The sequence below is a fragment of the Rhodoferax sp. P2_H8_2 genome (genome assembly GCF_056403235.1).
On the sequence record NZ_JBFUFW010000012.1, the window covers coordinates 17,794 to 39,726 of the forward strand.

At 60.8% G+C, this 21,933-nt stretch carries 23 protein-coding genes; 15 read left to right on the forward strand and 8 right to left on the reverse strand.

Features of this window, described 5'->3' with window-relative positions; all coding sequences use genetic code 11:
• The first annotated feature begins 15 nt into the window (after window positions 1-15).
• Window positions 16-600: a chalcone isomerase family protein gene (locus AC1DV6_RS17090; RefSeq protein ID WP_477979550.1), complete on the forward strand. Its 585-nt coding sequence runs from the start codon at window positions 16-18 to the stop codon at window positions 598-600.
• On the opposite strand, the gene AC1DV6_RS17095 is transcribed toward AC1DV6_RS17090, so the two are convergent.
• Window positions 601-1,029: a hypothetical protein gene (locus AC1DV6_RS17095; RefSeq protein WP_477979552.1), complete on the reverse strand. Its 429-nt coding sequence runs from the start codon at window positions 1,027-1,029 to the stop codon at window positions 601-603.
• 118 nt (window positions 1,030-1,147) lie between these two features.
• Between AC1DV6_RS17095 and mutL the strand changes: the two genes are divergently transcribed.
• From mutL to lepB, 7 genes are all read left to right on the forward strand, one after another.
• Window positions 1,148-3,130, forward strand: coding sequence for a DNA mismatch repair endonuclease MutL (gene mutL / locus AC1DV6_RS17100; protein ID WP_477979554.1), 1,983 nt, complete (start codon window positions 1,148-1,150; stop codon window positions 3,128-3,130).
• Window positions 3,131-3,197: 67 nt separating this feature from the next.
• Window positions 3,198-4,391, forward strand: coding sequence for a multidrug effflux MFS transporter (locus tag AC1DV6_RS17105; protein ID WP_477979556.1), 1,194 nt, complete (start codon window positions 3,198-3,200; stop codon window positions 4,389-4,391).
• Window positions 4,392-4,547: 156 nt separating this feature from the next.
• Complete coding sequence (locus AC1DV6_RS17110; protein ID WP_477979558.1) at window positions 4,548-5,702, forward strand: hypothetical protein; 1,155 nt, start codon at window positions 4,548-4,550, stop codon at window positions 5,700-5,702.
• Between the two features lie 41 nt (window positions 5,703-5,743).
• On the forward strand, window positions 5,744-7,159 hold the full coding sequence (locus AC1DV6_RS17115; protein ID WP_477979560.1) for an MATE family efflux transporter: 1,416 nt from the start codon (window positions 5,744-5,746) through the stop codon (window positions 7,157-7,159).
• The gene (gene miaA, locus AC1DV6_RS17120; RefSeq protein WP_477979562.1) at window positions 7,156-8,127 is read left to right on the forward strand and encodes a tRNA (adenosine(37)-N6)-dimethylallyltransferase MiaA; all 972 of its coding nucleotides are present in this window, start codon (window positions 7,156-7,158) and stop codon (window positions 8,125-8,127) included. The genes AC1DV6_RS17115 and miaA overlap by 4 nt, the downstream gene beginning before the upstream one ends.
• A 164-nt stretch (window positions 8,128-8,291) precedes the next feature.
• Window positions 8,292-8,630 (forward strand): PspC domain-containing protein, encoded by a 339-nt coding sequence (locus AC1DV6_RS17125; RefSeq protein ID WP_477979564.1) that lies wholly within the window; start codon window positions 8,292-8,294, stop codon window positions 8,628-8,630.
• Window positions 8,627-9,310: a signal peptidase I gene (gene lepB / locus AC1DV6_RS17130; RefSeq protein ID WP_477979566.1), complete on the forward strand. Its 684-nt coding sequence runs from the start codon at window positions 8,627-8,629 to the stop codon at window positions 9,308-9,310. Before AC1DV6_RS17125 ends, lepB begins: the two co-directional genes overlap by 4 nt.
• A 7-nt stretch (window positions 9,311-9,317) precedes the next feature.
• Here the strand turns inward: lepB and AC1DV6_RS17135 are convergent, their stop codons facing one another.
• The gene (locus AC1DV6_RS17135) at window positions 9,318-9,611 is read right to left on the reverse strand and encodes a DUF2917 domain-containing protein (RefSeq protein ID WP_477979568.1); all 294 of its coding nucleotides are present in this window, start codon (window positions 9,609-9,611) and stop codon (window positions 9,318-9,320) included.
• Window positions 9,612-9,719: 108 nt separating this feature from the next.
• Here AC1DV6_RS17135 and AC1DV6_RS17140 point away from each other — a divergent pair, with 108 nt between their 5' ends.
• The 3 genes from AC1DV6_RS17140 to AC1DV6_RS17150 all read left to right on the forward strand — a co-directional run bounded on the left by AC1DV6_RS17140 (window position 9,720) and on the right by AC1DV6_RS17150 (window position 12,420).
• Complete coding sequence (locus AC1DV6_RS17140; RefSeq protein WP_477979570.1) at window positions 9,720-10,691, forward strand: LysR substrate-binding domain-containing protein; 972 nt, start codon at window positions 9,720-9,722, stop codon at window positions 10,689-10,691.
• A gap of 170 nt (window positions 10,692-10,861) precedes the next feature.
• The gene (locus AC1DV6_RS17145) at window positions 10,862-11,464 is read left to right on the forward strand and encodes an SH3 domain-containing protein (RefSeq protein ID WP_477979572.1); all 603 of its coding nucleotides are present in this window, start codon (window positions 10,862-10,864) and stop codon (window positions 11,462-11,464) included.
• The gene (locus tag AC1DV6_RS17150) at window positions 11,461-12,420 is read left to right on the forward strand and encodes a M48 family metalloprotease (protein WP_477979574.1); all 960 of its coding nucleotides are present in this window, start codon (window positions 11,461-11,463) and stop codon (window positions 12,418-12,420) included. The genes AC1DV6_RS17145 and AC1DV6_RS17150 overlap by 4 nt, the downstream gene beginning before the upstream one ends.
• Before the next feature lie 46 nt (window positions 12,421-12,466).
• Here AC1DV6_RS17150 and AC1DV6_RS17155 read toward each other — a convergent pair whose 3' ends face one another.
• From AC1DV6_RS17155 to AC1DV6_RS17165, 3 genes are read right to left on the reverse strand one after another with little or no spacing between them, the layout of a single operon-like run.
• On the reverse strand, window positions 12,467-12,994 hold the full coding sequence (locus AC1DV6_RS17155) for a DNA-deoxyinosine glycosylase (RefSeq protein WP_477979576.1): 528 nt from the start codon (window positions 12,992-12,994) through the stop codon (window positions 12,467-12,469).
• Window positions 12,991-13,647 (reverse strand): glutathione S-transferase family protein, encoded by a 657-nt coding sequence (locus AC1DV6_RS17160; RefSeq protein WP_477979578.1) that lies wholly within the window; start codon window positions 13,645-13,647, stop codon window positions 12,991-12,993. Before AC1DV6_RS17160 ends, AC1DV6_RS17155 begins: the two co-directional genes overlap by 4 nt.
• Window position 13,648: 1 nt before the next feature.
• A complete protein-coding gene (locus AC1DV6_RS17165) occupies window positions 13,649-14,026 on the reverse strand; it encodes an MAPEG family protein (protein ID WP_477979580.1) in 378 nt (125 codons plus the stop codon).
• A 260-nt stretch (window positions 14,027-14,286) separates the two neighbouring features.
• Here AC1DV6_RS17165 and AC1DV6_RS17170 point away from each other — a divergent pair, with 260 nt between their 5' ends.
• The 4 genes from AC1DV6_RS17170 to AC1DV6_RS17185 all read left to right on the forward strand — a co-directional run bounded on the left by AC1DV6_RS17170 (window position 14,287) and on the right by AC1DV6_RS17185 (window position 18,227).
• The gene (locus AC1DV6_RS17170) at window positions 14,287-16,062 is read left to right on the forward strand and encodes an ABC transporter transmembrane domain-containing protein (protein ID WP_477979582.1); all 1,776 of its coding nucleotides are present in this window, start codon (window positions 14,287-14,289) and stop codon (window positions 16,060-16,062) included.
• Between the two features lie 54 nt (window positions 16,063-16,116).
• Window positions 16,117-16,326 (forward strand): hypothetical protein, encoded by a 210-nt coding sequence (locus AC1DV6_RS17175; protein WP_477979584.1) that lies wholly within the window; start codon window positions 16,117-16,119, stop codon window positions 16,324-16,326.
• 27 nt (window positions 16,327-16,353) lie between these two features.
• Window positions 16,354-16,770: a hypothetical protein gene (locus AC1DV6_RS17180; protein ID WP_477979586.1), complete on the forward strand. Its 417-nt coding sequence runs from the start codon at window positions 16,354-16,356 to the stop codon at window positions 16,768-16,770.
• 137 nt (window positions 16,771-16,907) lie between these two features.
• Window positions 16,908-18,227 carry a Glu/Leu/Phe/Val family dehydrogenase gene (locus AC1DV6_RS17185; RefSeq protein ID WP_477979588.1) on the forward strand — a complete coding sequence of 440 codons (1,320 nt, stop codon included), beginning with the start codon at window positions 16,908-16,910 and terminating at the stop codon, window positions 18,225-18,227.
• Between the two features lie 85 nt (window positions 18,228-18,312).
• On the opposite strand, the gene AC1DV6_RS17190 is transcribed toward AC1DV6_RS17185, so the two are convergent.
• From AC1DV6_RS17190 to AC1DV6_RS17200, 3 genes are read right to left on the reverse strand one after another with little or no spacing between them, the layout of a single operon-like run.
• Window positions 18,313-18,900 (reverse strand): NUDIX domain-containing protein, encoded by a 588-nt coding sequence (locus tag AC1DV6_RS17190; RefSeq protein ID WP_477979590.1) that lies wholly within the window; start codon window positions 18,898-18,900, stop codon window positions 18,313-18,315.
• Window positions 18,901-18,934: 34 nt separating this feature from the next.
• Complete coding sequence (nuoN, locus tag AC1DV6_RS17195; RefSeq protein WP_477979592.1) at window positions 18,935-20,422, reverse strand: NADH-quinone oxidoreductase subunit NuoN; 1,488 nt, start codon at window positions 20,420-20,422, stop codon at window positions 18,935-18,937.
• Window positions 20,423-20,451: 29 nt separating this feature from the next.
• A complete protein-coding gene (locus AC1DV6_RS17200; protein ID WP_477979594.1) occupies window positions 20,452-21,930 on the reverse strand; it encodes an NADH-quinone oxidoreductase subunit M in 1,479 nt (492 codons plus the stop codon).
• Between the last annotated feature and the right edge of the window lie 3 nt (window positions 21,931-21,933).

Here is a 21,933-nt window from a genome sequence, read left to right on the forward strand (position 1 = left end):
TACGTGGAGCTACGCATGAAGCAAATACGCAATCTGGTATGTGGAGTGGTCGCTGCGGGGTTGGCGTTCGCCGCCACCGCAGCGCCGCTGGAAGTCGCTGGCGTCACGGTGGAGCCCAGCGTGACCGTGGCTGGCACGCCGCTGGTGCTCAACGGTGCGGGTGTGCGCTTCAAGCTCTTCGCCAAGGTCAATGTGACCGAGATGCACGCCGTCAAGAAGTTCAATTCGCTGGACGAACTGATCGCCCTGCCCGGCCCCAAGCGCGTGACACTGACCATGCTGCGCGATGTGCCGTCCGACCTGATGGGCAAATCACTGGTGCGCGGGATTGAGGACAACTACCCCAAGACAGAAATGTCCAAGCTGGTTCCCAGCCTGATCCGCATCGGCGGCGTGTTCGCCGAGAACAAGCAACTGTCATCGGGCGACCGCGTGCTGATCGAATGGATTCCGGGCACCGGAACCGTGGTCAGCGTCAAGGGCAAGGTTCAGGGCGAGCCGTTCAAGGAGCCGGAGTTTTTCCGCGCGCTGATGTCGATCTGGTTGGGTCCGACACCTGTGGACTTCAAGCTGAAGGACGCCTTGTTGGGTCTGAAATAGTCAAGCCTGCGCGCTGAAGCGGGACACCACCGCCTGCTTCAGACGGTCCAGCGTGCCGGTTGCGGCTGGCTGCGCATGCGCCTGCTCGTAGGTGCGCATGATGTCCACCGCATTGGCGACAAAGCGCTCGGCGGGTGTGTTCGCCACTTCAATTCTGGACTTTCCTGCAAACATGCCGTCGGGGCCATAGGTGACAGGCGCCTGGGCGCGCTGTGCGGTATTCAGATCCAGCTTGACGCTTGCCTCCGAAGCGGGTTGCGGAGTGGTCGCCGATTCCGGCACGGTAGCCGCCGCGCGGTGCGCGCGTGAAGCAGCCGCGGAGCCCGAAGACGCGCCCTGCGCCTCCGTATCGGCAGCGTCAAGCAGCCCGGCGGTCACGCTGGGTGTCGCGGGCGGAAATAACAGTTGGCTGAGACGGTTGACTTGCATGGAGGTCCCCAAGAGTGGGCTGTTCCAGTATTCCAGTGCGGTCAACCGGCAAATGCCGAAATAAAGGGAGAAAAGACGGGCTTTTACCCGGGCTTTAGGTGCCGCCTAAAATGCTTTGGTGAACGCTCCCCTCCCCCCCACTGCGCACCAAGCCGCCCGCCGCCCGATCCGCGAACTCCCCGACGAACTCATCAGCCAGATTGCGGCTGGCGAGGTGGTGGAGCGCCCGGCCTCGGTGGTGCGCGAGCTGGTCGACAACGCGCTGGACGCGGGCGCGACCCAGGTCACGCTGAGGCTGCTGGCCGGTGGTGTGCGCCTGATCAGCGTGGAAGACGACGGCATGGGCATTCCGCAAGCGGAACTCCCCATTGCCTTCAAGCGCCACGCCACCAGCAAGATCGGCAGCCTGTCCGATCTGGAGTCGGTGGCGACAATGGGTTTTCGCGGCGAAGCGTTGGCCGCTATCAATTCCATAGCTGATTGCGCCATTCTTTCGCGGGCTAACGGCCTGAATGATGCTTATTTGCTGGATGGCCGTACCGGTGAATTGAAGCCAGTGGCGCGCAGCACCGGCACCACCGTCGAAGTCAAAGAACTGTTTTTCAGCACGCCCGCCCGCCGCAAATTTCTGAAGACCGACGCCACCGAACTGGCGCATTGCATAGAAGCCGTGCGCCGCCATGCGCTGGCACGGCCAGACGTGGGTTTTGCGATCTGGCACGAGGGAAAACTGGTCGAGCAATGGCGCAAATGCGATACCGCCGCAGATCCAGTGGCTGCGTTGGACCAGCGCCTGGCCGACGTGCTCGGACAAGATTTTCTCGCCAATAGCATTCGTGTGCAGTGGCCTCTGCGGGCCGTCGGCGCTACCGGGCAGCCCGCCGTGCAAGTCTGGGGCCGCGTCGGCATTCCAGATGCTGCGCGCTCGCGTGCCGACCAGCAGTTTTGCTACGTCAACGGCCGCTTTGTACGCGACAAGGTGCTCACACACGCGGCACGCAGCGCCTATGAAGACGTGCTGCACGGCAACCGCCAACCGGTCTATGCGCTGTACCTGTCCATGGACCCGACACGCGTGGATGTGAACGTGCACCCGACCAAGATCGAAGTGCGCTTCCGCGACAGCCGCGAAGTGCACCAGGCCGTGCGCCACGCGGTCGAAGACACGCTGGCCGCACCGCGCGCCATTACTGCTGGAGCCACAGAAGCAGGTCTGCCCCAGGCACCATCGCTCTTGGCTATGCCTGGCGCTTATGTATCCAAAGAGGCTGTAGCACCCATGTACAGTGCGCAGCCAGCTATCAAATTTGAAGCAAACGAAGAGCGCATCGGTCACCGTGTCAGTGATGTGGGGGCCTTGTGGCAACGCGCTCCCGAAACTCAAGAAGGCTGGGTGGCGGGGCGTTTTGCGCAGGTCAAGGAGGAGCCCGCGCAGCGGGCGGGGGACACGGAGCAAAACGCTCTGCCGCCCAGCCGTCGCGCCGGAGAAGAAAGCATCTGGCCGCTCGGCCGTGCCATCGCCCAACTGCAAGGTATCTACATCCTCGCAGAGAACACACAAGGCCTGGTGATCGTGGACATGCACGCGGCACACGAGCGCATCGTCTACGAACGCCTGAAGAACCAGCTGGAACTGACCGCACCTGATGGCACCGTGCATCCGCTGGCCAGCCAACCCTTGCTGATCCCCGCAACGTTTGCCGCCACCCCCGATGAAGTGGCGACCGCCGAAGCGCATGTCGCTACGCTATCCACGCTGGGCTTGGAGATCAGCCCGTTCTCACCCAAGACATTGGCCGTGCGCGCCGTACCCACGACGCTGGCACAAGGTGACGCCGTAGAGTTGGCCCGCAGCGTGCTGGCCGAACTGGCCCAACACGACGCCAGCACGGTGATCCAGCGCGCACAGAACGAAATCCTCGGCACGATGGCCTGCCACGGCGCTGTGCGCGCCAACCGCAAGCTCACCATCGAAGAGATGAACGCGCTGTTGCGCCAGATGGAAGAGACCGAGCGCTCCGACCAGTGCAACCACGGCCGCCCTACTTGGCGCCAACTCACTATCAAAGAGTTGGATAGCCTGTTTTTACGCGGGCGCTAACAGCGCTCGCATCTGCTCCAACGCTGCAGGTCACTGACCCGCGGCAACCGTCTTACTCCAGTACCCGATGAAAACCAACTTTTTCAAAACCGCCGTCGTCCTCGGGCTGATATCTGCCATTGGCCCGTTTGCGATTGACATGTACCTGCCCGCCCTGCCCTCTATCGGACAGACGCTGGGCGCCAGCATGGGCGCGGTACAGGCCAGCTTGATGGCTTTTTTCATCGCGCTGGGCATTGGGCAAATGGTCTACGGCCCGCTGTCCGACATGTTCGGACGCAAGCTGCCGCTGTACTCCAGCCTGCTGGTGTTTGGCCTGGGGAGCATCGGCTGCGCACTGGCGCCTGATATCCATACGCTAGTCGTGATGCGTTTCATCCAGGGCCTGGGTGCGAGTGCCGGCATGGTCATCCCGCGCGCTATCGTGCGCGACCTGCACACGGGCGTGGACGCCGCAAGGCTGATGTCCATGCTGATGCTGGTGTTCAGCGTCTCGCCCATCCTCGCGCCGCTGGTCGGCAGCCTGCTGATCGAATGGAACGGCTGGCGCACGGTATTCTGGGCCGTCACGCTGATTGCCATTTTCAGCACCGTGTTGTTGCGCACCAGCCTGCCCGAAACACGCCCTCCCGAACAGCGCCTGGACAGCTCGGTGCGCAGTGCGTTTGCCGCCTGGGGCGAATTGCTGCGCGATCGGCATTTCCTCGGCCTGGTGTTCATTGGTGCCTTTGGCATGGGCAGCTTTTTTGCCTACCTGGCCAACTCACCGTTTGTGATGATTGACCACTACGGGCTGACGCCGCGCCAGTACAGCATCGCGTTTGCGGTGAACGCAGCGTCGTTCATTGGCGTGTCGCAGTTCACCGGCAAGCTGGCCGCGCGATTCGGCCTGCGCAAGATGGTCAATGTGGCGGTGACCGGTTATGCGCTGGTCATGCTCTTCTTGTTGCTGCAAAACCTGGCCGGTGTGGATCGACTGGACGTGCTGATAGTCACCATGCTGATTGGCTTTGGCTTTTTGGGCCTGGTCGTACCTGCTACATCGGTGCTGGCGCTGGACAACCACGGTGCCATCGCCGGTAGCGCTTCGGCCCTGATGGGCACGCTGCAATTCCTGACCGGTGCGGTGGTGATGGCCATCACAGGCCAGTTTGTGGATGGCAGCGCACGTCCCATGGTGGTGGCCTTGACCAGCTGCGCACTGATTGCCTGGACCATCACACGCTTCACGCTGGGCGGCAAGCAGCCCGCAACGGCCTGAAAGTCACGCGGGCCATCCCGCAGCGCGCCTTATCCAGGTGCAAACGGCAATCTTTATGTCAACGGCAGGTAAAACGTCAGCCAAACATCGACCAATAGCTTGCTGGGCCACATGGCAATAGCTACATTTGCCGGGCACTTACAAGGAAGTCGTTGCATGCAGTTTTTCCCCTCGCCATTTTCAAAACGTCTGACTACGCTTGCCACGCTGCTGTGCCTTGGGGCCGGCAGTTCGGCTTGGGCGCAGGGCACGGGCGACGCCAAGCTGAAAATCTCGGGGTTTTTGTCAGTCATTGGCGGACAGGTATTGGACGGCACACTGGACGCCAACTACGCCGGGCTGAACCCCATCAATGGCCTGGCCTGCCCCTGCTACATCGCAGACTGGAGCAACGGCGGTGTTTACAACAAGGACTTCTCGCTGACACCCGAAAGCCATGCCGGCATTCAGCTCAATTACACGCTGACCGACAAGGCCAACCTGGTCGCACAAGTCGTAACCCGCGGTACCAATGGCACACCGGACTTGACCTGGGCATACGCCGGGTACAAGCTGAACAAAAACTGGGAAATGCAGGTCGGGCGCAAACGCATTCCGCTGTACTACTACTCCGATTTCCAGGATGTGGGCGTCTCCTACCCCTGGGTCAGCCCGCCCACCGAGCTGTATGGCTGGGACGCAACCAACTACAACGGCGCCAGCCTGCGCTACACCGCCAGCTTTGGTCAGACTAATGTGACCGCCAGCATGTTTGGCGGCCGCGAGGATGTCGACAAGTCGCTGTACTGGAAGCTGTACGACTATGACAACGTCAAGGTGAGCTGGAAAAATATTTTTGGCGCGGACCTCGAAGTCAACCGCGGCCCACTGACGGTGCGCGGCGTCTACATGACTGCCGATGTCAACACCAGTGGCCTGCCGGGTCCCTTGAGCGCCTACGACGCCAAACTGACGGCCTATGGTGTGGCCGCCAATCTGGACATGGACAGCTGGTTTGTGCTGTCCGAGGTCAGCAAGCTGACACGCGAATCGCCCATCTCCGGATACAGCTTCAGCGCACCGGCAGCCAGCATAGGCGTGGGCCTGCGGCTGGGCAAATGGACACCCTTCGTCAACTACGCGCAGTACGTGGAAAGCGCGGGCGACGTGGACTACATCCCGGTTACTTACCGCCGTACCTCGGCCACGCTGCGTTACGACCTGAACTCGAATAGCGGCATCAAGGTGCAACTCGACCGCAACCTGGACGTTACCAACAACCTGGGTGGCAATGTGACGGTGTTCCGCGTCAGTTACGACCGCGTTTTCTAAGCCCGCGGAAGGGGCTTGCACTCCGTGCTAGCCTTGGGTGAATGTTGAAAACGTATCAAGCTGCACTCCCCCTTCGCGAACGGGTCCTGATAGAAAGCAAAGCCCTTTGGCACCTGGCCTGGCCCATTCTGATTGGCCAGTTGGCCAGCATTGGCATGGCCGTCACCGACGTCGCCATGGCTGGCCACTCTTCCGCGCAGGATCTGGCTGGTGTCGGCCTCGGTGCGTCCGTCTGGGGCATCGTCGTCGTCACACTGATGGGGGTGATGATGTCGGTCAACCCCGTCATCTCCCACCACGTCGGCGCCAAGTCGTTCGACAAGGTTCCGCATGTGGTGCGGCAAGCGCTGTGGAAAGCGCTGGGCGTCGGCATCGTCGCGCTGGTCGCGGCCCAGATGTCGGCCTTCATCTTCGACGCAATGGACATCGAGCCGGCAGTGCGGGACATCGCCAAGGGCTTTGTGCGCATCACCAGCCTGGCCCTACCCGCGTTTGCCTGCTACCGCGTGCTGTACGGCTACAGCACCAGCCTGAACCAGACCAAGCCGATGATGGTGATTTCACTGATCGCACTGGTGCTCAACGGTCTGATCAACTGGGCGCTGGTGTTTGGCAACTTCGGCCTGCCGCGTCTGGGCGGCGTAGGCTGCGCTGTGTCGACCATGCTGTGCGTCTGGTTCACACTGGTCGCGCTCTTGTGGTGGATGCACCGCAGCGACGCGTACCGCGAGACCTGGCCGTTCACCCACTTTGAAGCGCCGCATTGGCCAGAGATCCGCAACCTGCTGCGCCTTGGCTTGCCGATTGGTCTGACCTACTTTGCCGAGACCAGCGCGTTCGGCCTGATCGCTTTGCTGGTCGCCAAATTTGGCAGCTACCAGGTGGGCGCACACCAGATCGCGCTGAACTTTTCGTCACTGGTGTTCATGCTGCCGCTCTCCATTGGCCTGGCGCTGCTGACGCGCGTGGGCCAGTCGCTGGGCGCGGGCGATCCAGTGGCTGCGCGGTTTCGCGCTTGGGTTGGCGTCAATCTGTCGCTGGGCTTTGCGGTGCTCGCTGCCGCAGGCATGGCCCTGTTCAACACGCAGATTGCTGCGGCCTATACGAACGACCAGCAGGTTGCGAAGTTGGCGGCAGAACTGTTGTTCTTCGCCGCGCTGTTCCAGTTATCGGACAGCACGCAGGTGGTCACCAGTTGCGCGATCCGCGGCTACAAGGTCACGCGCTCGCCGATGGTGATTCACATGACCGCGTTCTGGGGGTTCTCGCTGCCGCTGGGCTGCATCCTGGGATTGGCCCCGCAATGGATGCCCTTCGCGCCCGCTGTGCCGATGGAGGCGCAAGGGTTCTGGATTGCGCTGGTGGTGGGGCTCACCGTCGCGGCGCTGGGCCTGGTGGCGCTCTTACGCAAGGTGGCCCGCTCACGCATTCCCGCAACTATGCGCGCATCCACATGAAACCCGCGCTCTGCATTGCCGGCCCCACCGCCAGCGGCAAGACCGCGGCGGCATTGGCGCTGGCGCTGGAGTACGACGTAGAGATCATCAGCGTCGATTCGGCGCTGGTCTACCGCGGTATGGACATTGGTACGGCCAAGCCCAGTGCGGCCGAGCTGGCGACTGTGCCGCACCACTTGATCGATATTCGCGACCCGCTGCACGCCTACAACGCGCAGGCGTTTGTGCAGGATGCGCAAGCGCTGATCGCCGACATTCGCGCGCGCGGCAAACTGCCGCTGCTGGTCGGCGGCACGATGTTGTATTTCAAGGCGCTGTTTGACGGGCTGGATGCGATGCCCGCTGCCGATCCCGAAATTCGCGCCGAACTGGAAACCCAAGCCAAGGAAATCGGCTGGCCCGCGATGCATGCCGAGCTGGCCCGTGTCGACCCGATCACCGCAGCGCGCCTGGCCCCTGCTGACAGCCAGCGCATCCAGCGCGCGCTGGAGGTCTACCGGGTCTCCGGTCAACCTCTGTCCAGCTTCCATGCTATAAAAAGAGAAGCTGCTCACGCAAATTCCGCGGGGGCTACAGCCGATTTTCATCTGATTTCTCTGGAACCCGAGGACCGCGCCTGGTTGCACACGCGCATTGCGCAGCGCTTTGACACCATGCTGGAACAGGGCTTTGTCGACGAGGTGATTCGCTTGCGCGCGCGTGGTGATCTGAACCCCGACTTGCCCTCGATGCGCTGCGTGGGCTATCGGCAGGTCTGGGAAGCGCTGGATGCCGGCCTCGACCTGAACGATCCCAAAAGCAGGGCCCAGGTGCGCGACCTTGGCATCTTCGCCACCCGCCAACTGGCCAAACGCCAAATCACCTGGCTGCGCGCCATGCCGCAACGCGCAGTCGTCGCCTGCGACCAGCCGGACGCGCTGACGCAGGTGCAACAACGCGTGCGCGCGCTGCTGGCAGCGCCGGTCTGACGGGCTGCACAGCGGGTAATCCGCCCCACTGCCAATCTGGTCGGCTTTTTCTGCAATTGGTCGCACAAGGCGTGCACCGCCTCCTTAATGACTCTACAGTCCGTTCCATGGTCTACAGCGTGGCATGGTGCTACGGCCCAAGACCAGATTGACCGGAGAAAACCATGTCTATTGCCGACGAACTCTTGCGCCTCGAACAATTACGTGACCGTGGCAGCATCAGCCCCGAAGAATTTGCCCGTGCCAAAGCGCGCGTGCTGACTGGCACAGTGCCTCCGGAACCGCTGTTCCGCGCGCTGAACCAGTTCCGCCGCTCGACTACCGACCGCTGGATTGGCGGCGTCTGCGGCGGCCTCGCGGTCAGCACTGGCATGGACTCATGGCTGTGGCGCCTGGTGTTCGCGCTGCTGTTGCTGGCGGGTGGTACCGGCATCCTGGTGTACCTGGTGCTGTGGATTTTTGTGCCTGTGGACACGGTCACCCCTGTCAGCCAATACCCATGAGCTGGTCGGACCGCGTAAGGACGACCCTGCGCGAGAACCGCGGGTTTGTCGCCTTTCTGCTGCTGTTCGGTTTGTTCCGCACAGCGGTGGCCGACTGGAATCCGATTCCATCCGGCTCCATGCACCCCACGTTGCTGGAAGGCGACGTGGTGTTTGTGAACCGGCTGGCTTACGACCTGAAGGTTCCGTTGACCGACCACATACTGCTGCATTTGGGTGACCCCAAGCGGGGCGACATCGTCACGTTTTCGTCACCCAAAGACGGTACGCGGCTGATCAAACGCTTGGTCGCCATACCGGGCGACAAGGTCGAGATGCACAACAAGCTGCTGTTTATCAACGGCGCGCCGGCGCAATACCAGAGCGCGACGGTTGAACCGAACCACGATGCGCTGGATGCACCCTGGCAAGTGCAGCACATGCAGGAAACCGCGGGCGGTCATGCGCACGCGATCCAATGGCTGGGTGTTCCGGGGCGTGACAACTTCAAGCCCGTGACGCTGGGGGCCAATCAGTATCTGATGCTGGGTGATAACCGCGACAACAGTGCGGACTCGCGCTTTATTGGCCTGGTGTCGCGCGAATTGCTGATCGGCAAAGCGGTGCGTGTCATGGTGTCGGCGGACATCACCACCAACTGGATGCCGCGGCTGGAGCGCTTTGGTCAGGCGCTCCTTTGATCCGTAGTTAGCTTGCTTGATGCGCCGCGGCGGTGGCTTGTGCGGATTCCCACACCACATCCACCGTCGCCGCATCGCCCATGGGCCACGCTTCCACCACCACATCCTGCCGCGCAGGCATAGCCAACTCGGTGCCGGTGGTCAGCACCATATCTCCCGCCTCCTGTGAACCCATCGTCGCCCACACGCGGCCCGAAGTCACCCGCAACACGCCTGGGCGCGCCGCACGGAACGTCATCGCGCAACCCTTGCGCAATTGCACAGGGGCACTGGACTGGCTGGCATTGATGCTGAAAATCATGGTGAACTCCTTCGTAATCTGGGTTGAATGATCGCCTTTCACCATTGCACAGTCCAATGAAATCGGGCTATGCTATTGATTCCGTTTACGCATGAATAGAGACTTGCCATGGCCCGCCCTCCCAGCTCCCATTCCGAGACCCCGATGCGCAGCCGCCCGATTGCGGTCGGGCATTTGCGCGCGCTCGAAGCCGTCGCCCGGCACCTGAACTTTCGTGCTGCGGCAGAAGAGTTGTCGCTAACGCAAAGCGCGGTCAGCCGACAAGTGCAGTCGCTGGAAGACGAGGTCGGCGTGCCGCTGTTTTTACGGCACACACGCGCCGTGGAGCTGACCAGCGCCGGCGCACAACTGCTGCGCGCGGTGTTGCCATCGCTGGAACGCATTGACAGCGCAGTGCTCCAGGTGCGCCGCAGCAGCGGGCGCAAGAGCGTGGCGATCAGCACCTGGGCGTCGTTCGCGTCGATGTGGTTGATCCCGCGCCTTGAAGCCTTCCAGACCGAGTACCCCGATATCGACATCCGTATGGACGCGACCGACACCACGGTCGACCTCGAAACCAGCGACGCCGACATCGCGCTGCGTTACACACGTCCCCAATCTGCGCCTGCCGATGCGATCCGCCTGTTTGGTGAGCAGCTCACGCCGGTGGCAAGCCCGTGGTTGCTCAAGAGCGGCAAGCCATTGAAGAAAGGCGCAGACCTGGCCCAGTTTGCGTTGATAGAAGCCAGCGACACGCACCGTGTGCAAAACCTGGAATGGCTGACCTGGCGGCGCTGGCTGGATGCCAACGGCCTGCCCAAGCTGGAACCCAAACGCTGGATGTATTTCAACTATGCGCACCAGATCGCACAAGCAGCCCTCACCGGCCAGGGCCTGGCGCTGGCGCGTATGCCACTGGTAGCGGACAGTCTGGCGAACGGTGATTTGGTAGAGGTGTTGCCCGGCCATCGGCTGGACACCCCCATGGCCTACTACCTGATCGTCGGGCCGCGCAGTGGCAAGCGGCCGGAGATTGAGGCGTTTTGCAGCTGGCTGATGGCACAAGCGCAGATTACGCGGTTGGCAATTGGGGAGACTTGACTTCAATATTGCAAACGTGGCGTCCTGCCGGGGTGTGGCCGACTTTGTGCGCATTTGGCACACTGAGGCCCCACTCATCCCCCCATGCTCGGCGCTTCAACCCATGTAGCTAAAACCCAATTGCCTACCAACAAAAACTCCCCGACAATGCTCGGCTAAGGGCCTATGTAATGAAACCACTTCGCATCCTGCTACTGACTGCCGCCGCGCTATCCGCTACGTTGACGCAAGCACAAACCCCGGCACCGGCTGACACCATCCAGACAAAACGGGCTGCTGAGCTGCGCCAATCGCCCGATGAAAAATCGACCAGCGTCGCCAGCCTGCCTGCGCAAACCCTTCTTACCAAAACCACGCTGCGCCTTGGCCCGTGGATTCAGGTGAAAACTGCCGACGCAAAAACCGGCTGGGTACACATGTTCGATGTTGCCGTCGCTGGCAATGCCCCCGTGCCCACATCCAATGCCGCCACCGGCGCATTGCGCAGCCTGACCAATTTCTTTGGCGGCTCCTCGCAGCGCCCGGTTACCACAGCCACCTCAACTGTCGGCATCCGCGGACTGGGTGCGGAAGACATTGCCAACGCAACGCCCAACCTCGAAGCGCTAAAGCAAGCCGAAGCACTACGCCAGGATGCCGCGCAGGCCAAACGCTTTGCGTCGGACGCGCCACTGGCCACCCGCCAGGTCGACAACCTGCCAGAGCCCTCTACGTCTTCGCGCAGCAGCACACCGTCTGGCAGCAATCCGCAAAACGTGGGAGGTCTGCAATGAACGCACATTCCAAACGTCTGCTGGCCTGCACCGTCAGCGCCTGCCTGGTTTGCGGCTCCGCACTGGCGCAAAACGATGCGGCCAAGGCCTTGGGCAGTTTGTTCCAGAGCCTGACAAAACCCGCGGCACCCGCACAGAACAATTCGACCTTGAGCAACGTGCTGAACATCACTGTCGGCAACCAGAACAACAACGCCAACCCCGGTGATCTAGTGAGCATGCTGACGCAGTCGCTGGAAGACATTGACGAACCCAAAGAGATCGAGATAGGACGTCAGCTCGCCGCCATCCTGCTGGGCGCCAAGCCGCTGCATCCCGATATGGCGCTGCAGCGCTACGTCAACCGCCTGGGCCGCTGGCTGAGCCTACAGTCGCCCCGCCCCAACCTGCCGTGGACGTTTGCGGTGCTGGACGATGCGGGCTACAACGCCTTTGCCGCACCGGGTGGCTACATCTTTGTGACCAAGGGACTGATAGACCGCGTGGCCGATGAATCGGAATTGGCAGGCATCCTGTCACACGAGATTACCCACGTCGTCTCCAAGCACCACCTGAAGGCCATGCGCAAGAGCGCACAGACCGGGCTGCTGTCGCAACTGGCGGCGCAGCAGTTGAGCAACAAGCTGCCGGGCGGCCTGTCATCGCAACTGGTGGGATTGGGTCGCAATCTGTATTCCAAAGGCCTGGACCAGTCGGATGAACTGGAAGCCGACCGTACCGGCGTAGCCCTTGCGGCACGTTCGGGCTTCGATCCGTATGGATTGATCGCCGCGCTGCAGCAGCTGCGCACAGCCGCTCCTGACGATCCACTGTTTGCTTTGTCGCTGAGCACCCACCCTTCAGCGCAAATGCGGCTGGATCAACTGGAATTGGCGATGGGTTCCAAACTGGACGCCTATGTCGGCAAGCCACCGGTGACCATCGCGCAGCGGTTGGCGCGCAGCGGGGCGAAGTAGAAATCTTTCGCTGCCGCGATGGGATTGCTATTATTTTAGTAGCTGCTTACGCAAGTTTTTCGCGGGCTACGACCACTTTCCATTCCTCAAGCTTCTCGGCAAACGAACGCGATGCGTGCGCGGGGCTGGTGGATGGCAGGCGCGTGTATTGCAGCTGCAGCGTTTGCACGGCAGGTAACACATGCCGCACATAGGTTGTTTGCGCCGTTGCACCGTTGAAGAACACGGATTGAATCTTGGAATGGCTTGCGAAGAACGCAGCAAAGTCATTCGCCTCCACCGTATCGGCCTGAATGCTGGCGTCCAGGCTGCCAACGCGGTGGCACGAATGCATCACATCCCATAGCGCAATGCCAGAGGCTTGCATTGCAACGAGGCGATCCGCGTACGGCGCATCGGGCGCAAAGCCGAGCAGCGTTGCCATGATTTTCCAGAAATGGTTGCGCGGGTGTGCGTAGTACCGCTCTGCTTTCAGCGATTCACGCCCGGGCATGCTGCCGAGAATCAACACCTTCGCATCGCGGTTGGCGACCGGCGCGAACGACTCGGCAAAGTCTTCGTGCTTCTCTTTCATTCTTCAGGAAAGCGTTCACGCCACAGGGCCGCAAGACGCGGGTCTTCGTCCACGCGGCGCACCACCGGTGCCATGCGTGGCGCGACTTCGTAAAAGCGCTCTCGCCACGGACCGAAGCGGGAGACCACGGTGACATACAGGTCCAGCACCGATAGATCGTCACCAAGCAGGTAGCGGCCCGGCGTCAGTTGCCTGTCCATATTGTTCCAACAGAACGCAATCCGTTCGTGTACGGCGTTGACGACGGCTTCCCGCGCACTCTCTGGCGCACCGATACGCCGCACATCGGGCTTGATCCAGTGCAGCGAGTAGATGGACGAAGAGACGTAGACCATCCACCGCAGAAATTGGCGCCGCAGCGCGTCCTGTGGCGCTGGCGCAAGACCGTGCTCGGCATACAAATCAGCAAGGTAAATCAGTATGGCCGCACTCTCCGTCATGACCTCGCCACCGGGCATCACCAAGGTCGGGATTTGCCGCATGGGGTTGACCGGTGCCACACGATCACGCGCTTCTTCTTCGGCCCAGGTAGCACCTTCAATCACGGTATACGGAACGCCCAGCAGAGTCAGCGCCGCCTCAACAGCAGTCGAGCCGGAGGCCTGGGCACCGTAAAGCGTGAGGGTGGGCTGCGCCAGGTTCATTCGTTCCATACTAGCCTTGATAGGCACCCATGACAATGATGGCCCAGAGCCCCAATACCGCGAGGAAATTGACGGTAAAAACAGCGCCCCTCAGTCGAATGTTGCTGGTCAGTATTTGAACAAGGCTATGCAACACGCGACCCACAATAAAGACCCACGCCAGCACAAGCGAAAGTCCACTCGCTTGGGATTGCAGAAGTATCAGACAGGCCGCGTAGAAAAACAAAGGCCACTCAAACTGGTTCGACAGGTTGGCACTGATGCGCGGCTCAAGCTTCGCCCAAGGATTGCTGCCATCGGCACGGCGGCCAATGCCCCAAATCGCCGGAGCACGCACAACAGTGAGTAGCGCATACAGGAAGGCTGTCAGTGCGACGTGCGCTGCCATGGGAATCATGAGTGGATGCGACATACCTTATGAGCAACGCTAGTTGAGTTTCCGCCTTTTGTAGCCATCGGTTTATATATGACTTTCAAGCAATCAATTCCAAGATTGCCAGACAGATGGACACGCACCGTGCAACTGCCGATTCATTCGCTACAAATACAATAGCTGCTTACGCACATTCCGCGGGCGCCAGAGGCCAATTTCCCTCTGAACCTTCCCGCCACCTTGCGCCAGCCCCTTTCGCCCCCATTTAAGCCCCMATGACCCAAGAACGCGCCACTGCCAAAAATCCCAAATCTCTCAGTGGCCTTCTCCCCTTCCTGCGGCCTTACCGCGGGCGCATTGGGCTGGCGTTTCTGTTCCTGGTGCTGGCGGCGTTGGCAACCTTGGCCTTTCCGCTGGCGCTGCGCGGGTTGATTGACGGCGGGCTGGTGCATGAGGACAAGGGCGAGCAGGTGATGGCGATGCGCGAGCACTTTGGCCTGATGTTCGCCGTGGCAGTGGCGCTGGGTGTTTCTTCGGCAGCGCGCTTTTACATGGTCAGTTGGCTGGGCGAGCGGGTCACGACTGACTTGCGTAACGCGGTCTACAGCCATGTCCTGCGACAAAGCCCGGAGTTCTTTGAGACCACGCAGACCGGTGAAGTGCTGTCGCGCCTGTCGGCCGATACTGTGCTGGTGCAGACGGTGGTCGGCTCTTCGCTGTCGATGGGCTTGCGCAATGCGGTGATGGGCGCCGGTGCGCTGGCGATCCTGGTCTGGACCAACCCGTTTGTGATGGCGCAAGTCTTAGGCGTGCTGGTACTGGTCGTGCTGCCCAGCCTGTGGTTTGGGCGCCGCGTGCGCAAGCTATCGCGCGCTTCGCAAGACCGCGCGGCTGACTCCAGCGCGATTGCGGCCGAGGTGCTGAACGCGATCCCCGTGGTGCAAAGCTATACCGCCGAAGGCCGCGAGACGGACCGCTTCACACTGGCCAACAGCAACGCGTTTGACACAGCGATACGGCGCACCAAGACGCGCTCCATGCTGACCGCCTTCATCATCATCGCCACCTCGGCCGCGCTGTTGTGGGGTCTGTACCAGGGCACACAGGCGGTGGCGTCCGGGCGCATCAGTGCCGGGCACCTGGGGCAGACGGTGGTGTACGTGATCATTCTGGCCAGCGCGTTTGCGGTGTTGGGCGAGGTCTATGGCGACCTGCTACGCGCGGCGGGTGCGACCGAACGATTGATGGAATTGCTGAACACACAGTCGCCCATCACTTCACCATTAAAACCGGCTGTGGCGCCCACCCCGCAAGCGGGAAGCGCTATTAAATTTGAAGCAATCGGGTTTCACTACCCGTCGCGTCCGCTGCAGTTGTCGCTGGACGATTTTTCGCTCAACGTGCACGCCGGGCAGACGGTGGCCATCGTTGGCCCCAGCGGCGCGGGCAAGAGCACGGTGTTCCAGTTGCTGCTGCGTTTTTACGATCCACAGTCGGGCACCACGCTGCTCGATGGCGTGGACACACGCACGCTTTCGCTCGAAGCGCTGCGCCAGCGCATTGGCATCGTGCCGCAAGACGCGGTGATCTTCTCCAGCAGCGCGCTGGAGAATATTCGCTACGGCAAACCTGAAGCCACCGACGACGAAGTGCACGCCGCGGCCAAGGCTGCGTTCGCCGACGATTTCATCCGCCAGTTGCCGCAGGGCTATGACACCTTTTTGGGCGAGCGCGGCGTGCGCCTGTCCGGTGGCCAACGCCAGCGCATTGCGATTGCACGCGCGATGCTGAAGAACCCGCCGCTCTTGCTGCTGGACGAAGCCACCAGCGCGCTGGACGCCGAGAGCGAGCGCATGGTGCAGGCGGCGCTGGAGTCCGCGATGCGCGGGCGTACGACGCTGGTGATCGCCCACCGGCTGGCCACGGTGCAAAAAGCCGATCACATCGTCGTGCTGGACCACGGCAAGTTGATTGAGCAGGGGACGCATGCCGAACTGGTGGCCAAAGGTGGCGTTTACGCCGGACTGGCAGCACTGCAATTCAACGCTTGAAGACGGCGGCATCGGGGCGTAAAATCGTTTCGACACCCTTCACAGGAGCATCGTATGGACGCAAGCAAGCTCGCCGCCAAATCCGCCGCCCAGTCGCTGGTTTCGGCCCGCAAGGTCGAAGCCGCTAACCAATTGCGCGCCGACTCCAAACCCAAGGAAACGCCCAAACCTCAGGCGACCCAAGAAGCCAGCAAGCCCAAGCCTCAGCCCACGACCAATAGCCAGGGCCAACGCATTGGCATGCGGCTGAACGTAACTGCATAAAGGCTACCTAGCCGACAGGGCGACGCCGTGCTTGCCTTACCCGCTACCTCCAGCGCTACGCCTTCACTGCAGGCGACGCTGAACCGCAATCGCCTGCAGCAAGCGCGCCAGGAAGCGGACCAACTCGAAGCCCAGGCACAGAACCTGCGCAACCAGGCGGACCAGGCCGAGGACCAAGCCATCAAAGGGCAAGACAAGGTACGCAACCTGTCTACCCAAACCGCCAGTAGCAGCGATACCAGCGACGCCACCTACAACGCAGCCGTCAAGCCCAGTGTGTCGGATCTGCCGGTAAAAACGCAAGACTTTCTGACACGTATGTACACCGAGACCAGCCCCCAGTTTGCGGCCAGCGGCAACGCTCTCAAAGCCAAGGCCAATAGCGCTCCCGTGCTGAACACCCAGGGGCAGGCCACCGGTCGCATTCTCAATATCGAGGCCTGATCTGCGCTTTGCGCATAGTTACCGCACGATTTCATACTTTATGATTTTTTTGCATTAAGCGAGAAAATCTTGGCCTTGGACGAAGGCACAGCGCCCCACTAAAGTGCGGGCTTCGACAAATCCCACGAGGAAACTTCATGTCCCAGCCCAAAGGTGTTACCGCACCCTACGCCAACGCTTACAACCACCCCCTGCCTTCCTACCTGCAGGCCGACAACCTTGGCCCCTGGGGCATTTACCTGCAGCAGGTGGATCGCGTGATCCCCTATCTCGGCCATTTGGCCCGCTGGGCAGAAACGCTGAAGCGCCCCAAGCGTGCGCTGGTGGTGGACGTGCCGATCCAGTTGGACAACGGCACTGTGGCCCACTTTGAAGGTTACCGTGTGCAACACAACACCTCGCGCGGCCCTGGCAAGGGTGGCGTGCGTTTTCACCAGGACGTGACCATGTCCGAAGTGATGGCGCTTTCTGCCTGGATGTCCATCAAGAATGCGGCAGTGAACGTGCCTTACGGCGGCGCCAAGGGCGGTATCCGCGTGGACCCCAAGACGCTGTCAATGGGCGAACTGGAACGCCTGACACGCCGCTACACCAGCGAGATCGGCATCATCATCGGCCCCACGAAAGACATCCCGGCACCTGACGTCAACACCAATGAGCAAATCATGGCGTGGATGATGGACACGTACTCGATGAACGAAGGCTCCACATCGACCGGCGTGGTGACTGGCAAGCCGATCGACTTGGGTGGCTCACTCGGTCGCCGTGAAGCGACTGGACGCGGTGTATACACCGTAGGCGTGGAAGCGGCTCAGCATATTGGCCTGGATGTGTCCAAGGCACGCGTCGCAGTACAAGGTTTCGGTAATGTGGGCGGCATCGCCGGCAAGCTGTTTGCCCATGCTGGCGCACGCATCGTCGCAGTGCAGGACCATGGCGGCACGATTTACAAGGAATCCGGTCTGGACGTTCCTCTGCTGCTGGAACACGTGGCCCAGCATGGATCGGTCAAAGGCTTTGAAGGCGCTGAAGTCATCGCCAACGATTCTTTCTGGGACGTCGAGTGCGACATCTTGATCCCGGCCGCACTGGAAGGCCAGATCACCGCCGACAACGCAGGCCGCATCAAGGCCCGCATGGTGATCGAAGGCGCCAACGGCCCAACGACTCCGGCAGCTGACGACATCCTGCACGACCGCAACATCCTGGTGTTGCCGGACGTGATTGCCAATGCCGGCGGCGTGACGGTCAGCTACTTTGAATGGGTACAGGATTTCTCTAGCTTCTTCTGGAGCGAAGACGAGATCAACGCCCGCCTGGTGAAGATCATGAAGGACGCATTTGCCGGTGTGTGGAACATTGCGCAAGACCACAAAGTTTCCTTGCGGACTGCAACCTTCATCATTGCCTGCAAGCGCATCTTGCATGCGCGCGAGTTGCGCGGCTTGTATCCTTGATGGTCTAACACCAGCGCCGGGCCGCCCCAAGCTGGTGTTGGCCCCCTCGGGGGGCAGCGACCCGCATAGCGGCGGAGCGTGGGGGCTAGATGGCGCGCTGCCACTGCAGGGGCCAGCTTCCGGCCAGCACCTGCTGCAACCACAGCGCGCCTGTCAATGTCTTGGCGTCGGTGACTTTGCCGTCCCGGCACCAAGCCATCAGCTCAACGGGATTGGCTTCAAAGACGTCGAGAAACTCGCCTTCGTCGAGCTGGCGTTCGCCTGCTTTGAGCCCGCGGGCAAACCAGATTTCTATGACTTCGGTGGAGTACGCGATGACCGGATGCAATACGCCGGCGCGCGCCCACTCAGTGGCGGTGTAACCGGTTTCCTCACGCAACTCGCGCTGGGCACAGGCCAGGACAGGCTCATTGGGGTCCAGCTTGCCCGCTGGAAATTCAATCATCACTTGCCCCACCGGGTAGCGGAACTGCCGCTCCATGATGACCCGACCATCGTCCAGCATGGGGATAACCATCACCGCGCCGGGGTGCACAAAGTATTCACGCACCGTAGGTTGGCCATTGGGCAAAGTGACTGTGTCGCGTAGCGCGTGGAGGAATTTACCCTTGAGAAGTTCCTCCCGGCTCTGGAAGACCTCCGTCAGGTGGTCGTCGTGCTTGGGGTCGCGCATGGTGTGGCGGACAAACAGATCTCCGCGAACGGACTCAGGTGCCCAGCATCTGCAATACGGACTCCCGGCACAGTGCCAGCAACCCTTCAGGCAACACGCCCAGGATGAACACCAGTGCGCCGTTGAGGGTCAACACAATGCGCACATCCAAGGGTGCGATCACCGAAGTCGCGGTAATGGGTTCATCAAAGTACATGACTTTGACCAGACGCAGGTAATAGAAGGCGCCGATCAACGACATCATCACAGCGAAGATCGCGATACCGATATGGAAGGCGCTTCCGGAAGAAATCAGCGCTTGCAGCACAGACAGCTTGGCGAAGAAGCCGACAAACATGGGGATACCAGCCAAAGAGAACAGACAGGCAGACATTACACCTGCATACAGCGGACTACGGCTGTTCAGCCCAGCGAAATCGGCGATCTCTTCGCTCTCAAAACCTTCGCTGGACAAGAGCATCAGCACACCGAAGGCAGCCAACGTGGTCAGCACATAGGTGATGACATAGAACATGGCCGAGCTGTAGGCATTGGCGGCGGACGCGATGTTGCCATCCACCACGCCGGACATCACGCCCAGTAGCACAAAGCCCATCTGCGAGATGGTGGAGAACGCCAGCATGCGCTTCACATTGGTCTGCGCAATGGCTGCCAGGTTACCGATGAACAGCGAGCTTACGGCTAACACCAGCAGCATCTGCTGCCAATCAATCGCCAGTGGCAACATCCCCTCGACCAGCAAACGCATAGTGATTGCGAATGCTGCGAGCTTGGGTGCGCCGCCAATCATCAGCGTAATGGCCGTGGGAGCGCCCTGGTAGACGTCAGGAATCCACATGTGGAAAGGCACCACGCCGAGCTTGAATGCCAAACCAGACACGATGAATACCAGGCCAAATACCAGAACCTGGTGGTTCACCTCGCCAGAAGAGATGGCCTTGAACACGCCATTGATATCCAGCGTACCGGTAGCGCCATACAGCATGGACATGCCGTACAGCAGGAAGCCGGATGCCATCGCGCCGAGCACAAAGTACTTCATCGCAGCTTCGGTGGCCGTTGCGTTGTCGCGGCGCAGGGCCACCAGTGCATAGCTGGAGAGCGTCAGCAACTCCAGGCCCATGTAGATCACCAGGAAGTTGTTGCCCGAGATCATCACGAACATGCCGAGCAACGCAAACAGGCTCAACGTAAACAGTTCGCCACCGCGCAGCATGTCGCGTTGGCCCGCGTACGGACGGCCATAAACCAGGGTCACCATTACGGCGATCGTTGCAAAACACTTGAGCCAGTTGCCCATGGAGTCGCTAACCACCATGTTGCCGAAGCCATAGTAGGTCGCGCCGCCAGACGCATAAACAGCTTGCACCAAGGCCACCACGGCCAGCGTCAGCAATGTCATGCCATAGGTAACGGTACGCAGCGGTGTCTTCACGCGCAGGTCCAACATGGCAATGGCGCAGGCCATCACCATCAAAATGATTTCCGGGTAGACCGTGATCCAGCTGATTTTGTCAATCATCGTGCTTCTCTCAATTCAGTGTGATCAGTTCAGCCAGGGAGCTTGGAAAGGGCAACATGCTTGAGCAGTTGCGCCACCGAGGCATCCATCACATCGGTAAACGGTTTGGGGTAGATGCCCATGTACAGCACGGCTGCGGCCAGCAAGGCCAGCATCACGAACTCGCGTGCGTTGATGTCCTTCAGGTCTTTGACGTCGTCGTTGGCGACAGGACCCAGATAGACGCGCTTGAACATCCATAACGTGTAGGCGGCGCCAAAAATCAGCGCACTGGCGGCGGCAAAGCCCACCCAGAAGTTGAACTTCACAGCACCCAAGATCACCATCCACTCGCCCACAAAACCAGCAGTGCCCGGCAAGCCGCAATTGGCCATCGCGAACAACAAGGCAAAGGCTGCGAACTTGGGCATGGTGTTAACGACACCGCCATAGGCAGAAATCTCACGCGAATGCACGCGGTCGTACAGCACACCAATGCAGAGGAACATCGCGCCAGACACAAAGCCGTGCGCAATCATCTGCACCAGACCACCAGAAATACCCACATCGTTGAAGATGAAGAAGCCAAGCGTCACAAAGCCCATGTGTGCGACGGACGAGTAAGCGACGAGCTTCTTCATGTCCTGCTGCACCATTGCAACCAAGCCCACATAGACCACGGCGATCAGCGACAGCGCGATCATGAAACCTGCGTATTCATGCGCCGCATCGGGGGCGATGGGCAGCGAAAAGCGCAGGAAACCGTAAGCACCCAGCTTCAACATGATGGCGGCCAGCACTGCAGAGCCGCCGGTAGGCGCTTCCACGTGCACATCGGGCAGCCAAGTGTGCACCGGCCACATTGGCACTTTCACCGCAAACGCGGAGAAGAACGCAAAGAACAGAAGGGTCTGCGCCTTGCCGCTCAGCGGCAGAGCGTGCCAAGTCGCCAGATCAAAACTACCACCCGACTGGATGTACAGATAGATCAGCGCAACCAGCATCAGCAAGGAGCCCAGCAACGTGTACAGGAAGAACTTGAACGCCGCGTAAATCTTGTTGGGGCCGCCCCAGATACCGATGATCAGGTACATCGGGATCAGTGTGGCTTCGAAGAACACATAGAACAGAAGGCCGTCCAATGCGCTGAACACGCCAATCATCAGGCCACTCAAAATCAGGAACGCGCCCATGTATTGGTTGACACGGCGAGTAATCGACTCCCAGCTGGCGATCACCACGACCACATTGATGAAGGCCGTCAGCAATACGAACCAGAACGAAATACCGTCCAGACCGATGTGATAGCTCACATTGAAGCGCTCAATCCACGATGCCTTCTCGACAAACTGCATCGCTGCGGAGGCCGTATTGAATTGCGTGTACAGCGGCAAGGTCACCAGGAAACTGACCAGCGCGCCAATCAGCGCAACCCAGCGCACCGCACCGGCCTGCTCATCGCGGCCCAGTGCCAGCAACAGAATACCGAACGCAATTGGCGTCCAGATGGCAAGGCTCAACAATCCCATGTT